Below are 12,367 nucleotides of genomic sequence, written 5' to 3' on the forward strand. Positions count from 1 at the left end.
TGGGGTCCATTCTTTCCATTCATTAGCTCTCCTATGGAGTGTTCCGCCGAGCATGTGCTCAGAAATTTTGTCCCCATTTTCGCACTAATCACGCGGCACTAGAAGGAAGCAAAGACGATGAATCTGGCACGCGCGTTCACGCCCGCCTACTCCAGCTTGGCTTGGACGTAGGTACTGGTACTGGTAACCGTTTGCTGACTACTTCCGTAGTCGCCGGGTAGGACGACGTTTCTGGGCGCAGTCTTCGACATGCTGGAAGAGTATTGCCGCACACATGACGTGTGCACGAAAAAGGTGCGCCCCCTTCGCTGAGCGCACCTTTCTCGATTCCCCTCACAGCCGTCTCCCAATCGACTCACTCGATAGTAAGCATGCTTATATTGTTTGCACAAGCTCGATGGAATCGGACAGCTTCCAGTCTGGCGAGGCTTTCAGTGCCGGATTCCTGCGTCTGATGCACCGCTGGGTGAAACGCAGTTAATGAAGATTCTGTAAGGTATCGATATATTAGCGATATATCGATAACTTCGGCGTCGGGTTTTGGGTCACCGAATAACGCCGTCGTAACGCCCTCAAACTTTTACTGGGAATCTGCTTTCGACGTGTGCAGGGCGTATCCGAGGAAGGGGCGACGTGCAGAACAGACATCTTGTCAACGCACTTCAAAACATCCGATGGTGGTTCGGACGGTCCCTGGTACGCAGCAAACCCCTCGCCGTCGTTTTATGTCACCCCTCAGATGTGCCCCCGGGTCCCAAGGCCCGGTGGGAGGAAATGTTTCTTCCGAACGGGTCCGATCCTTTGAATGTCAACCGGTATTGGTCCGAAGTATCCTTGGGCAGTCATAGTCCTGCCGGTACGCGTGTTTTCGGCTGGCTCGACATCGGGCACACCAACGCTGAAATTTCAGCCTTCGCCGGGCGGGCGCAAAGAGTCCAGCTGGGCGCATGGGCACTCGATGCAGTACGGAACGCAAACATTTCCCTGACCGGTTTTACCCAGGTCATATTCGGCTACAACATCAATGCCGACCATGGCTCACTCGGCGGGAACAGTGCCGTGATCGCCTACGCAGGTGATCGCGAGTTTGAACCGACGTTCATCGCCCATGAGCTAGGGCACACCCTCGGCCTCGGACACTCATCCTCACAGTTGGATGGTGTCTACGGGGATCGCTTCGACATCATGAGTGCCATGAATGTCTGGAGCTTCCACGATTCCCGCGGCCGGCCGGCAGGACCGGGGGCGGCCGCCATCAATCTCGAGAACCTGGGATGGCTTCCTCCGTCGCGGGTCTGGAGGTCCTGGCCGCGGACAGCCCAGACCATTCAACTGACTGCACTGAATCGCCCCGGCCGTGCAGGCTGGCTCGCTGCGCGGCTGAGCGCAGCTCCGGGGAGTCCGCCGGTATATCTGGAATACCGGGAAAATACCGCTTGGGATCGAGCCCTGCCCGGCCCTCGTGTCCTCGTTCACGCCCGCAACACTGAGAACGGCCCGGATATCTTCGGCGGGGGCGGGCACCCGGCCGGCGCCCTGCCTGCTAAGGGCCAGATTATTTTGCCCACCGCCAGTGACCCGCTGGTAATCCGCGTAGATTCCATCGACACCACAAACTCTTTGGCAACCGTCCGACTATGGCTCCAATCGAAGCAAGTGACTGTGCCCGACGTGACCGAAAACCCACGCGCTCGTGCCGCCCAACAGATTCGTGCCGCCAACCTCAAACCTATTTTCCAAGGCCGGGGAACCCACGTAGCCAGCCAGCAGCCCAGAGGAGGCGCCCAGGCGGATCCCGGCAGTGCCGTCACCTGCCGCATGAACCCCAACAAACCCAACTGAGCACTTACGGCGAAAGCGGCCGGTTGCGTCGCGCAATGGTTGAGGCCAACTATCCTCACCCTGATAGTGACGTTCCGCTTGCGCGCCGTAGGCAGCGTCATTGAGTGCGATGACACTCCTTGCGCGCGGCCCGGATGAATGTCTCGAAGTCGGGGAGGCCCACAAGGCCGCCGCTGTCGCCGGTGATGTTAGCAGCCGGTTGTCGTGTAGCTCGTCACGCCGAACACATTTTGCGGGCTGACCTTACGACGAGCTCGACCTTATATTCCGTACAGAGCGCTGGTTCTGTACTTAGGGTCAGGCTGAATGACCCATTGAGATCGACTTCCGCATAATTTGGTCCTATTGCCTATTGCCTATTGCCTATTGCCTGATGCCTGATGCCTGATGCCTGATGCCTGATGCCTGATCCCAAAGGTATATCCGGGCAAAAGCCTCGGCCGGAGTTCTGCCGCGTTGGACTTGTTGAGATCAATTTCGTACGCAGGTTCATCCATAGTGAAGGGATGGTTCGCTGGCCTCCGAACCATCGATGTCGTCGGCAAGATGGTTATTGTTTCACTGTCGGCATCCCTGGGGCGGAGGAAGCATGCTTCGTCGAAGACCCGACCGGCTTGCAAAATTGGGCGGTACAACAGCCAATACGCGGGCCTGCCTCTTACCTGGCCTTGTCGGGATCCCAAGCGTCGCTGTCCCGGCTTCTCGATTTTTCGATTGGTTCAGCGGACTGCAGCTCAGGATGCTCGGCGGTAGCGGCCTCGTATTGGTCAGCGCCATTCCGCCACACGCCAGCGATCAGCCATCGGATCCGTGCCGTTTTCCCGGAGAAACACATCGATCGCCGACCGGCGGTATCTCATATTTTGGCCTTGGTTGTCTGCGACAGGGCCGCGGCCAGGCGCCCTCAAGCTGTCCATGATCTCGGCGCTGACACTGCAACCAACCAAACTGCTCAGGTACCCGGCGGCTTCCGCCGTCGACATCTCCGCGTCGGCTGCGGGGTCGTCCATATCGGTCGTGTCCCTCAGGCTCAATCCGATGCGTGGAATTGTCCGCGGCCGAGAATATCACCGGTCAGCCCGGCGTGTGGGCGGGACCTCTGGTTGCGCCCGAGGCGTCCACTGTGGTTGCCGGGATGGGTGCAGGGTGGTGCCAGAAAAGGAGAAGAGATAAGATGAAAATAACGCACCTTTTGTCCTGTCAAACTAACAACCTGACATAACATCCACTATCGGCCTAGAACGCGCGGGAGTAGAAGTGGCTTCGAGCGTGCATAAGACTGATCATCAACAGCGCTGCTCAGCTGCAGCACCCAAGAGAGGGATATCTACTGAGGGCGGTGGCTTGTCGCTATAGGGCCGCCATCGGTCTGACCGCAGCTGTGCCGGAGAGGTGCAGGCCCGCCAGGGTGTCGGGCCTATCTGCGGCACGAGCACATATCAAGAGGAGCACCATGACCATCGGCACAGTAACAATGGCAACAACGCAGCGGACGGCTCTGGTAGTGGGCGCCACCGGCATCGCGGGCTCCGCCCTGGTCGAGACCCTGGCGGGGGAGGGGTGGGCTGTTCTTGCTCTGTCCCGCAGCCGGGGGCGGAGCGTCCCGGGGTGCGGTGGCTATCGGCGGACCTGACCTCGGCTGCGTCGCTGACCAGCGTGCTCGAGCCGGAGGCTCCTTCGCATGTTTACTTCACGGCGTGGTCGCGGGTGAGACCGAGGAGGAGAACATCAAGGTTAATGCCGGCATGCTGCGCGATCTCCTCGCTGCACTATGGGGCAGGGGTATAGCCCACGTTGCCCTGATGACCGGTCTCAAACATTACCTCGGACCCTTCGAGGCGTACGAAGCCGGAGAGATGGCCGACACGCCCTTCCACGAAGAGGAGCCGCGCCTGCGGGTGCGGAACTTTACTACGCGCAGGAAGAAAACTCTGGGCCGCTGCGGCGGCCCAAGGGTTCACGTGGTCTGTGCACCGCGCGCACACGGTGATCGGGCACGCGATAGGCAACGTCGTAGACCCGTTCTGCATGTTCGACGGATGGGACTGTTATCCAACGCTGGGGAGCCTGCATTTGCAGGAATAGTGGTGGTGCCAGCCAGGCGGTGTAGCGCCAGATTCGTCCGTCTTTGTGCAGCTGGTAGAGCCCGTCGCCAGCAACGGCGATCGCGAACGTGGCGTGGTTGGCGTCTAGGTCTTTTTCTCGTAGATCAAGTGATTCAAATGCGTATGGGGCAGCGCTCTAAGCCCATAACGCTGCAGTAACGCTTAGCAAGATCTAATTGGTCGTCCATGGTGACCTCAATGATGCTGGCTAGAGGTTACGGCCACCAGCACATGTTAGGAACCTGCCTTGCCTGAAGTAGTCATCCGCGACCTGAACGTCCGATGGATCACGTCCCGCATCGAGTACGACACCGACACAAATGATCTCGAACGGTTCTTCTTCGAGGCCTCCGACGGTCAGTCGTACTACATCGACCTCAACAAGGAGAACGTTGCTTCGGAGATGGCCGCAGTGGCCCTTGCCCGCGACGCCTTCCTCCACAACAAGATGGTCAACATCTGGTATGAGCAACGCGGCGGCCGGCGATGGATTAAGGCCCTCAACCTTCATCACTGAAAGGGAAAGCAGTCATGGCGTCTCAACTACTCCCGTTCGAAGGTGTGGAAGAAGTCCCCGGCCTCGTCGGGGTGGAAGATCACAACGGCGAGATCGCCTTCTGGCACCTGAAAGGAAATTGCCCGGTGATAATCGTCGCGCCGCACGCAGGCGGCGCCGCGACCACTCCCCGCGACGCGAAACGGTTCGGAGAACGAGTCGAGGATCCCAGCACCAACAAGAAGCCCAGACTGACCAATGACCAACGGACCATGGACATCTCCCTGGGCCTCGTCCGGACACTGTGTGCCATGGGTTTCGTTCCGCACGCCTTCCTCAACCGGGTCGACCGCAAATATGTGGACCTTAACCGCCCATGGCAGAACCAGGCAACGTGGAAGAGTAACGGCCTAGAGTACCGGCCAGGTGATGAGGAGAAATCTCCAGAGGATCTCCCTCGGGCCGAGGAGTTCAAACGGTTCAAGAGGTCATACTATGACTGCTTCCACTCAAGGATCCGCGCCACCACCACGGCATTGACCCCTACACCACCCCGGGCCTGGCTCTTCGACGTCCACGGACGAGGCAATACCGACGACCTCGTCGTTTTCACCGGGTACGGCTACTATGCGCGCAGGGACTTCGTCTACGATAACGGGCACGCGTCCTTACACTCCCATTTGAAGCGACAAAAACTTCCGGTCCCGGTTCATCCACCCGTTCCCGATCCCAAAACCGAGGACAAGGCCGAAGCGGGAGGCACCAGCAACCTCATCAGTGGCGGGCGCTATGGGGCGCAGTCCTTCAGGGAGGGCCGCGACCCTATACCGTTTCCGGGGGGCGTCGTTACGCCGTCCGAAGACCACCGGGTGCACGGGGTCCAGTTTGAGGGTCTAGGTTCCCTAAGGCCTAGGACAGGACAGCCCGAACTGGTCGAAACCGTGGGCATCGGTATGGCTTATGCCATCACCGGATTCCTGCTGGACAACGGGGTTCTTAGTCGCACTCAGCACCCGCTCCAAGGCCATGGAGCCGTCTCCTGGTCTTCTGCCATGATCTAGATGATGCGAGCAAGGCCTCTATTAACCCCGGCTGCGCGGCACCAGCCACAAAGACCATCTTTTCCCCCGGGTCAGTCCTTCATAGAGAGCATCGGTTTCGTCCAATTTCGTGACAACGCTGGGGGCAACGGTTCTGGACCTGTCCGACGCCACTGACGCCGAGGTCAAGGAATGGTTCTCAACGGGACTTCGCGCCAGAGGAGCTCGGGAGGATTGACCGGGGGCCTACTCTCGCTTTGAGCGGTCCGGTGTTCCCTAGGCGCGTTCGTGCACAGCCATGCGGAGGGCTTTTTGGACCCCCCTTCCCCGCCAAGCGGGAATGGCACTTATCAGTCTGAGTCCTATTCCGCGGCGTTCTCCGCAATTGGGGCTCCCAACGCGTCGAGCCTGGGGCCACCAGTCTTGGGCTATTGGTGGTGGCTTCGGAGGAGCGGGAATGCAGCTGGGCGTGGTGCTGATGGTCGTCGGTCTGGGCTGGTTTGTTTTTCGCAAGCGCATTGCCGAGCGTCAGGCGGTCATTATCGAGCGGATGCTGAGGCTTCGCGGTCCTTTTCGCGGTGAACAGGTCCGCGGATTGGAGACCGTGGGACTGCTGTTCTGCTCTCTTCTCTTTCTAGCTGGCCTTGCGATAGTGCTTTTGAACGCGTTCCTGACGTAGCTCGAGGACGCCATCGGCGCGGCTCGTAGCTTGGTGAACACGACTCATCGGGGCAGCGAGCCTCTCCCTGCATAGCCGGCCATAGGGACGCCTGCATCTGCGGCGTGTTTGTGGATGATTTGGTAGCTGTAACCGAGTGCGTTTGCGACCAAGGTTGGCTGCAGTTCTTCCACGAGGCTGCGCAGGGCGGTGTTCCATGCGCCGCCGAGGTTGATACCAAGGGCGCGGAGCTGGCCCATCATGGCGTCGGTGTGGATGTGTTGGCCGGGCAGGGTCCCGGGGAAGAGCCACCGGCTCCCCTTATTGCCAGTCTGTTGGTTGGGCCGGTCGTGTAGGTGGTCCCAGAACATAGGGGCGATCTGGGCCGGAACCAAGACGGGGATGTTCCCCAGGCTCAGGTGTAGCCCCTCGGGCAGGGCCTGCAGGTCAACGCACTGCAGGGCGGCGATCTTGCCGACCGGCTGACCGAAGAGCAGCAGGATGAGCCCTGCGACCCGAAACGACAGTGGGGCTCCTGTGGATTCGATGCATTGGCGTATGAGGTCGAGGCGTTGTTGTTGGGTGATGAGCGGCTTGGTGGCGCCGTAGCGGTGCGGTATCTCCAGCCTGCCGATCTATTTGTTCTTGATCTGCCAGACGAGAAATGTGCGGATGGCGTACCGGGTCGTGGGCCCTTCGCCCAGATATTGGTTCAGGTGCGCCTGCCTAAGGCCTTGCATTGCGAGCCCGTGCTCCGCATAAAGCCACTTAAGGAACTTCCCCGTTTCGGTGATTTCCTGTTTGGCGGAGCGGACGGCAGTGTTCAGCGACTTTCGGGTGCTGGCCATTTGGCGGAGGCGTTTGAGGCGGTGCCAGCGGGCGAAGCGTTCAATTGGTGCCTGGATATTCGGTGTTTCGGCGAGGTCCTGGATGCGGGTGGCCGGCCATTGTTCGAACGCTGCAAGTTGGCGGTCTCGGTCCGGCAGCATGCCGTGATGGATGAGCATTTCCCGGAGGTACTCCACTGACCGTGAGGCGGGAAGAGCATCAAAGGACTCGTGGGTGAGCGCGATGCTGCGGTTGCCGAGCCCGGTGAGGAGTTCGTTGGTGTTGGCCCCGCGCATCCAGGTGTAAGCACTCTCCGGCCTGCCTGTGCCGGCGAGCACTCCGATCAGGCGTTTGAGGCTCAAATCCGGGGGAGCGTGGGGGTGGAGCATCCCCTCCAGGTCCGCGCGGAGGACGCAGCGGATGCAGTTGCCGGCGCGAAATCTCTCGGTTTCTGTCCCGCAGCCCTCGCAGGTCATGTTGGTGGTGATGCCCGCGCAGTCCCTGCAGATGTCGGTGCCGTCGGTGGCTTTGCCGGGAAGGAGCCGTTCTTCGCCGCAGCCAGGGCAGGATCCTCGGGTGCGGAGGGCGGTGGTGAAGCAGATCCCGCAGATGGCGCCGTCGGGCCAGGTTACGCGGATCTTCGCGGCCATCCGCCCACATCGGTCGCACCGGTGGTCGCCCTGGGACCGGGGTCGGCCGCGGGTGCCGGCTCTAGTCGTCGTCAAGGATCCGGGCCCTGACGGGTTTGTAGGCGTCAGCGAACCGGACGACGTTCTCCCCGGAGGCGGCGGCCTGCTTCTGGCGTTTGGACCTCGCATCGGCGGCCGTGAAGGTGAACAGCTCGTTCGCTTCGACGCCGAAGATGTCGCAGAGGGCGGCCAGGAACTGGAAGGAGCTCCGTTCGGGGTTCTGGCTGACCATGCGGTAGATCTGCGACTCGGAGAGGGTGATCCCGCGTTCCCGCAGGGGTTCTACGAGTTCGCGGGTGTTGCGCATGCCGTGCCGTGCCATGAGTTCCCGGGCCCGCCACCGGTATTCGATGTCCCGTTTCATTCTCTTTCCTCCTTGGGCCGGACGGCCTTCTCAATCATGTCCTCGAGCACGCGGTTGAGCTCGCTGGTCTGGTAATCGCTGGAAACTAAGGTGTATAGAGACGTGGTGGAGGCGTGTTCGTGGCCGACCTGCCGCTGGACCAAGGTGTGGTCGAAGCCGAAGTGCTCGAAGAGATGCGTGACGTAGGACCGCCGCAGCGAATGGATGTCCAGGCCCGGCGGATAGCCGAGTTCATCGATATAGTCGCGGAAGCGTCGATGCAGGTTGGACTTGGGAACCGGCAGGCCGTTGGCAGTGGGGAAGATTTCCGAGACGGCCGGGGCCAGCCAAGGCAGGCCGCTCCGGGTCCACGTCTCCGGACAGCGGGAGACCAGTTGAAGACCGTCAGCACGGAACGTCTCTTCGGTGGTGAGCCGCGCTGCGCCTTGCCGTATCTGACCTGCAGGACGCCGAACTCGCCGAACTGGGGCGCCCGTCGGTTTCGGGCGAAGTCCACGGTCTGCAAGTGCGTGACCTCGTTCGCCCGTAGTCCCCAGGCGTAGGCCGTTTTGAACACGGTGGCGTCCCGGTAGGCGGCGACCGCGCCCTTGCGCCCCGAGGCCAGGACCCGTTCAACTTCGAGGTCAGCAAGGTCGAAGAAGCCCTGCAGCTCTGCCCGGCTGAACGTCCTATTCGTCGGTGCCTGTTCGTTGTTTTGGGCGTGGCGGGCCCGATTGAACTCTGTGATGATCTGGGCGGGGGAGCGGCCGAACCCCTGACTGCAGATCCTGTCCCACTCATAGACCGGGTCGGTCAGGAAGTCGCAGAACACCTTCAAATGAGTTTGGTAGGCCCGGATGGTGGCGAACGCCAGATTCAGGATCGAGCGCTCATGGGCGAAGAACTCATCGGCATCACCGACGATCCAGTCCCCGGGAAAATGTCCCGTGTGGTCCACGAACCGGCGGACCCTTCGCGACTCCTCGAACCCGTCAACCGCTCCAGCGCCAGACTGATTACCGGCGCGTCGTCGAGCAGGCCTGGATCCCGGTAACGGCGCGCATTTCAATGTCCAGGCATCGGAAAGGGGGGAGTCGTATCATCGGGTCCTAATCTGCAGATTCTGCAATCGGATCACTTCTACTTTACATAATGTAGATTATCGGCGTTACTGACCAGGTGCTGAAGCGGGGCAATTGGTGACCGTTCACCGAACAAAGGCAGCTCGCCTTGAACCTCTTTTCGCAGGCCAAGCCATTGTCATATCCCGGGTGCTCGCCAAGAATGAACCAATGACGGTCTACGTGCGCTCACTGGAAACTGCTGTTCCGCCCACAGTGCTGGTCCAGGCCGAAGCCCGGGACGTTTTCGCGGCTCAGCCCGGCCTGACCAGGCTGGGCTCACGCCTGGTGAACACGTGTTTCGATTCGGCGGCCATCGAGACACGGCACACGGCGGTCGAGGAATTGACCACGGCCTTCCGGTCGGATGATCCGCAATTCTTTGATCCCGCCACGGGCCTTCTGCTGAATCCGTCCACCAAGGTACGCAACGAGATCTTCGCCAAGCAGGTCACGAAGCTCTTCATCGAGTCCGCTCAGGCGGCCCTGGATGCCTGCCCGGATCTGACGTTACTTGACATAACTCATGTCATTACCGTTTCCTGCACGGGGTTCTTCAATCCTGGCCCCGACTACAAGATTGTCCGCGCCCTGGGTCTCGACCCGGCTGTCCAGCGTTATCACCTCGGATTTATGGGCTGCTACGCCGCGTTTCCGGCACTCAGGGCCGCCAAGTCGTTCTGCGAGGCAGATCCGCAGGCCGTGGTCCTGGTAGTTTGTGCCGAGCTCTGCTCCCTCCACGTCCGGACGTCCAACGACCCGGACACCATCATGGGTTCCGCGCTGTTTGCCGACGGCGCCGCTGCCGCCATCGTCACCGCCCGGAACTCTCCGGACGCACCGGCCCTGCTCCAGCTGGACCACTTCGAGACCGTCCTGACTCCGGTGGGCGAAGAGTCCATGGCATGGAACATCGGCGATCACGGCTTCGAAATGGTCCTGGGCAACTACGTGCCGCACATTATCGATGACCACATCATTGGCGCCCTCGAACCGCTCCTGTCCCGCGACCAGTCACTGCTTGGCCTCCCCTACCGTGACATCCGCCACTGGGCCATTCATCCCGGCGGCCGGAGCATCCTGGACAAGGTCCAGTCGCGCCTCGAACTCACGGATGAGCAGCTGGTACCCGCCCGGGAGACACTGCGGAGGTTCGGCAACATGAGCAGCGCCACCGTGCTGTTCGTTCTTAGGCACATCCTGGAACAGCCTCCGATGGACGGCGATGAACGTATCTGCTCCATGGCGTTCGGTCCAGGTCTCACCGTGGAAACGGGGCTGTTCACCAAAATCCGCCAAGCCGGCGCGCCGGGGAGCGCTGTCGAGCCAAGCAACGCACGCCGCGAGGAACGGATCGAGGACCGGGCGGCGGCCCCCTCGCGGGTTTGAGCCGGTGGTGCTGATGCGGCGCCGGGCGGCGGATGCCGTCGAACTGATGGACGCGCCCGACTGCGATCCCGTGAAACTGGACCGGACGTACGGGCAGTTCGCGCTGGTCAACCGCCTCTTTTCCGGCTGGAGGCTCCTTTACGTCCAGGAACTGCGGCCTCTTCTTTCCGCAAGCACCGTCACCACCGTCCTGGACATCGGCAGCGGCGGAGGTGACCTGGCACGGTTGCTCGCCCAGTGGTCCCAACGGGACAGGCTGAAGCTCGACGTCACCGGGATCGACCCGGACAGCAGAGCCCACAACTTCGCGGCCGGCCGCCCACACCACGCAAACGTCAGGTTCGTGCAGGCGGGCAGCGGCGAGCTGGTCCGCGAGGGGCGACGGTTCGACGTCGTGATTTCCAACCACGTCATCCATCACCTGCAGCCGTCGGGCCTGGCACAGTTACTCACAGACTCCCAGACCCTGGCACGGCGCATTTGCCTGCATAATGACCTGCGCCGAAGCGCCGCAGCCTACGGACTGTTCGCACTCGCGGCACTGCCTTTCCGCGGGTCGTTCATCCGCTCCGACGGCCTGGTCTCCATCCGGCGCAGCTACACACCGGCTGAACTTACCGCCGCCGCTCCCCCGGGCTGGCGCGTCCAGCCCCACCGTCCCTTCCACCAGGTCCTCGTCCATCGTCCGGAACACCTTGATGGCTGACGTGGTGATCGTCGGCGGCGGGCCGGTGGGCCTGTACCTCGCTGCCCTGCTTCTTCAGGAAGGGGTGAAGGTCCAGGTCCTGGAACAGCGTCGCCAGCGTGAACAGCATTCCCGCGCCATCGGCATTCACCCGCCTGCCCTCGAGGCCCTGGACAAAGCGGGCGTGGCCGGCGCCATGGTGGACGCCGGCGTGCCGATCCGCAGCGGAACTGCGCTGAGCCGCGGCAGGATCGTCGGGTCGATGTCGTTCGCCACCGTGTCGGACCGCTTTCCGTTTGTGCTGTCCCTCCCCCAGTTCACCACCGAATCCATACTTGAACAGCGCGTCCAAGACCTCGACGCCGCCGCTCTGATCCGGGGAGTCCGGGTTACGGAAGTATCGGACGACGGCGGACTGGTCACCGTCGCGGTCGCGGCACCGGAGGATGGTGGTTCCCGTGGTCAGATGAGTGCACCGCTCCTTGTCGCCGCGGATGGCGCCCGGTCATCGGTGCGCGGCCTGCTGCACGTGCCGGTGAGCACCAAAACGTATCCGGACCACTACGTCATGGGTGATTTTGCAGCAGCTGGTGGCCACGAGCAGCAGGCTGTCCTGTACCTGGAAGCCGAGGGGATAGTGGAATCCTTTCCCCTTCCCGGTGGCCTTCGCCGGTGGGTGGTCCGCACGGCCGGACCCGCCGCTAACGTGGACGCCCGCGGACTGTCCCGGCTGGTTCACCACCGCACCGGGGTCCGGCCTGATCCGGCGACGAACACCATGCTGAGCGCCTTCAGTCCGCGGTCGTCGGTGGCGTGCAGAGTACTTGCGGGGCGGGCCGTGCTCGTAGGGGACGCGGCACATGAAATCAGCCCCATAGGCGGCCAAGGCATGAACCTCGGCTGGCTCGACGCGGCAGAGTTGGCGCCGATTATCTGTGCCGCCTTGGCGGGCAGGCCGGTCGGCAGTGACCTCCACGATTATGCCTCGCGGCGGCGGAAAGCCGCGCGCCGCGCACGCTGGCAAGCGGGCGTAAACATGTCCCTGGGCCGCCCCGTTGCGCCGCCGCTCCTGGGCCTCCGGAATCTGGCCTTGCGCACGGTGGCCGGACTTCCGTCCGCGAACAGGCTGGTGGCCCGGCGCTTCACCATGCAGTGACCGCCCGCGGCGGCA

General features: G+C 62.0%; 11 protein-coding genes and 1 pseudogene. 8 read left to right on the plus strand and 4 right to left on the minus strand.

Features of this window, described 5'->3' with window-relative positions; translation table 11 throughout:
- The first annotated feature begins 834 nt into the window (after positions 1–834).
- The 5 genes and pseudogenes from IAQ70_RS05865 to IAQ70_RS05885 all read left to right on the plus strand — a co-directional run bounded on the left by IAQ70_RS05865 (position 835) and on the right by IAQ70_RS05885 (position 6,162).
- The gene (locus IAQ70_RS05865) at positions 835–1,842 is read left to right on the plus strand and encodes a PASTA domain-containing protein (protein ID WP_190988367.1); all 1,008 of its coding nucleotides are present in this window, start codon (positions 835–837) and stop codon (positions 1,840–1,842) included.
- A 1,453-nt stretch (positions 1,843–3,295) separates the two neighbouring features.
- A pseudogene (locus IAQ70_RS23285) lies at positions 3,296–3,861 on the plus strand (NAD-dependent epimerase/dehydratase family protein); the annotation flags it as partial.
- Between the two features lie 333 nt (positions 3,862–4,194).
- Positions 4,195–4,464, plus strand: coding sequence for a hypothetical protein (locus IAQ70_RS05875; protein WP_190988368.1), 270 nt, complete (start codon positions 4,195–4,197; stop codon positions 4,462–4,464).
- 14 nt (positions 4,465–4,478) lie between these two features.
- Complete coding sequence (locus IAQ70_RS05880) at positions 4,479–5,504, plus strand: N-formylglutamate amidohydrolase (protein WP_190988369.1); 1,026 nt, start codon at positions 4,479–4,481, stop codon at positions 5,502–5,504.
- Positions 5,505–5,940: 436 nt separating this feature from the next.
- A complete protein-coding gene (locus IAQ70_RS05885; protein ID WP_190988370.1) occupies positions 5,941–6,162 on the plus strand; it encodes a hypothetical protein in 222 nt (73 codons plus the stop codon).
- A gap of 44 nt (positions 6,163–6,206) precedes the next feature.
- On the opposite strand, the gene IAQ70_RS05890 is transcribed toward IAQ70_RS05885, so the two are convergent.
- The 4 genes from IAQ70_RS05890 to IAQ70_RS23290 form a co-directional block, all read right to left on the minus strand.
- Complete coding sequence (locus tag IAQ70_RS05890) at positions 6,207–6,512, minus strand: hypothetical protein (protein WP_190988371.1); 306 nt, start codon at positions 6,510–6,512, stop codon at positions 6,207–6,209.
- A gap of 264 nt (positions 6,513–6,776) precedes the next feature.
- A complete protein-coding gene (locus IAQ70_RS05895) occupies positions 6,777–7,619 on the minus strand; it encodes a hypothetical protein (protein ID WP_190988372.1) in 843 nt (280 codons plus the stop codon).
- A gap of 61 nt (positions 7,620–7,680) precedes the next feature.
- Entirely contained in the window at positions 7,681–8,022 is a 342-nt protein-coding gene (locus tag IAQ70_RS05900; RefSeq protein ID WP_190988373.1) for a helix-turn-helix domain-containing protein, read from the minus strand.
- Positions 8,019–8,558 carry a tyrosine-type recombinase/integrase gene (locus IAQ70_RS23290; protein WP_407682565.1) on the minus strand — a complete coding sequence of 180 codons (540 nt, stop codon included), beginning with the start codon at positions 8,556–8,558 and terminating at the stop codon, positions 8,019–8,021. Before IAQ70_RS23290 ends, IAQ70_RS05900 begins: the two co-directional genes overlap by 4 nt.
- 735 nt (positions 8,559–9,293) lie before the next feature.
- Between IAQ70_RS23290 and IAQ70_RS05910 the strand changes: the two genes are divergently transcribed.
- The 3 genes from IAQ70_RS05910 to IAQ70_RS05920 are packed head-to-tail and all read left to right on the plus strand — an operon-like array spanning position 9,294 to position 12,352.
- Positions 9,294–10,511 carry a type III polyketide synthase gene (locus tag IAQ70_RS05910; RefSeq protein WP_190988374.1) on the plus strand — a complete coding sequence of 406 codons (1,218 nt, stop codon included), beginning with the start codon at positions 9,294–9,296 and terminating at the stop codon, positions 10,509–10,511.
- A gap of 13 nt (positions 10,512–10,524) precedes the next feature.
- Positions 10,525–11,217, plus strand: a complete 693-nt coding sequence (locus IAQ70_RS05915; RefSeq protein ID WP_190988482.1) for a class I SAM-dependent methyltransferase — start codon at positions 10,525–10,527, stop codon at positions 11,215–11,217.
- Positions 11,210–12,352 carry an FAD-dependent oxidoreductase gene (locus IAQ70_RS05920; protein ID WP_190988375.1) on the plus strand — a complete coding sequence of 381 codons (1,143 nt, stop codon included), beginning with the start codon at positions 11,210–11,212 and terminating at the stop codon, positions 12,350–12,352. Before IAQ70_RS05915 ends, IAQ70_RS05920 begins: the two co-directional genes overlap by 8 nt.
- Positions 12,353–12,367 lie beyond the last annotated feature (15 nt).

It is taken from the genome of Pseudarthrobacter sulfonivorans (assembly GCF_014712225.1).
In the GTDB taxonomy this organism is placed as follows: Bacteria; Actinomycetota; Actinomycetes; order Actinomycetales; family Micrococcaceae; genus Arthrobacter; species Arthrobacter sulfonivorans.